Annotated in this window: 1 protein-coding gene; it reads left to right on the forward strand. The window is 62.1% G+C overall.

Annotation, left to right across the window (positions count from 1 at the left end):
- On the forward strand, positions 1-2,001 hold a 2,001-nt coding region (locus tag IJL83_01145), incomplete at its 5' end, for a hypothetical protein (GenBank protein ID MBQ6552215.1).
- Positions 2,002-2,145 lie beyond the last annotated feature (144 nt).

Below are 2,145 nucleotides of genomic sequence, written 5' to 3' on the forward strand. Positions count from 1 at the left end.
GCGACACCTTCCCCTCAAGGGGAAGGCTTTGCGCAGCCGCCGCATCAGTATCAGAATAATACAAACGCCGCTTTCGGCGCGCCGCAGCAGAGCAACGCCGCTTTCGGCGGCTACACCTCATCCGTCACGGGCGCCGGCGCGCCCGCGACACCTTCCCCTCAAGGGGAAGGCTTTGCGCAGCCGCCGCATCAGTATCAGAATAATACAAACGCCGCGCCGCAGCAGAGCAACGCCGCCTTCGGCGGCTACACCTCATCCGACGTGAACGCCGGCTATGCCGGCTCCCCTCAAGGGGAAGGCTTTGCGCAGCCGCAGCAGCAGTATCAGCAGCCTTACGGACAGCAGCCCTACGGACAGCCCTACGGCGCTCCGTACGCCGCGCCGCAGCAGAAGAAGTCCAAAAAGGGACTGTGGATCGCGATCATCGCGATAGTCCTCGTCCTCGGGCTCGCGGCGGTGGCGCTCTTCGTCTGGCCGGGCTTCCTCAAGGGAGGCAGCCCCATCGACGGCGAATGGACCGGCGAATACGGCGAGACGATGACGGTCAAGGACGGCAGGATCTCCATAGATCACGGTCAGGACGGCACGAACGTCTTCGAGTTCACGCTCGACGGCGACAAGCTCGAGCTGACGCAGATTTCCGAAATGACCTACGTTATCGAGGGCGACGAGCTCACGCTCACCGTGCTCGACAGCGGCGGAAAAACCAAAATAGCCGCCACGCGCGTCTCCGGCTCCGGCGGCATCGAGGGCGTCTGGGGCGACCTGCGCGTCATCGACGAAGACGGCGAATCCAGCAGCATCAGCGGCTCCACGATGGAGTTCAACGGCGGCAAGTACGTCAGCAAACAGCAGTACGCGGCCGATATAGAGGGCTCTTATGAGGTCAGCGGCGACAAGCTCGTCGTCAGAAACACCTCGCAGAAGCTCAGCTTCACGTATACTCTCGAGGGCGACAAGCTCACCTTCTGGCGCGTCAACGACGACGGCGAACGCGAGAAGGTCGAGGAGTACGTCCGCAAAAACGCCTCCGGCGGCAAAGAGCCGGACGATCCCCTCAAGGGCAGGTGGGTCGGCGAGTATGAAGATACGCTCGTCCTCAACGGCGACGGCACCGGCAGCTACCTCCGCGGCGGCGAGACGGTATCCGTCACCTACAAGCTCAGCGGCGACAAACTCAATATGAACCGCGGCGGCGAAAACTTCAATTATACCTACGAGCTCGACGGAAACGAGCTGGAAATATACGAGGACGACGGCGAGTTCGTCGAGGCCTTCTATCTCGAAGGCACCGAGCCGCCGAAGCCGAAGTACAGAGGTGCGGAGGTCAACGGCGACTGGGATTTCAACATCGACGACGTTGACTACGGCGACATGTACGACGCGATGATGGGAACGGCGATCGAGTCCACCGGCGCGAGCGAAGCCGTGCGCCGCATCCTCGCGGACGAGAGCTTCAAGGAGGCGCTCAGGCCCTCCATCACCTCGCTGCTGAGCGAATACGACTTCGAGTTCCGCAGCGACGGCGGCGTTTATATGATAATCGACGCCGATCTCTACCGCGACTTCATGGTCAAGACGCTGGAGGCGATGATCCCGCTGATGCGCGAGTTCACCAACGAGGAGGCCGCGAACTATATCGGCGCTACCGTCGAGGAGCTTGAGAACTACCTCAATCAGAACGGCATCACCTGGCGGCAGTACGTCGACGAGACCGTCGCGCCGAACCTCGGCGTCAGCTCGCAGTTCGACGACGCGACGCTCGAGCAGATGCTCGGCGGCACGATGAACGACTACGGCGAGATCGAGACGAAGGGCGGCACCTTCACGCAGTCGGGCGACAAGGTCACGCTTACCGGCCCCGCCGGCGACGTGACGGTCTTCGTTATGCAGACCGACGATCTGATGACCGTCGAGAGTTTCACCGCCCCCGCCGGCACGAGCGACGCGGGTATGGCGCTGCTCGACGCACTGGAGGGTTTGAAGTTCGTTCGCTCGTGATACGAGCGAACGGTGAAATTGCGCGCGGGGCGCGCAGCTAAATTTGCCCGCTGACGCGGGCAAGCTAAATTGACGGCTGACGCCGTCAGCTAAATTTGCGGCTGCGCCGCAAGCTTAAGGAACAAATCGGCTGCGCCGATTTGA

This window comes from Clostridia bacterium (genome assembly GCA_017438525.1).
Lineage (GTDB): Bacteria > Bacillota > Clostridia > Oscillospirales > RGIG8002 > RGIG8002.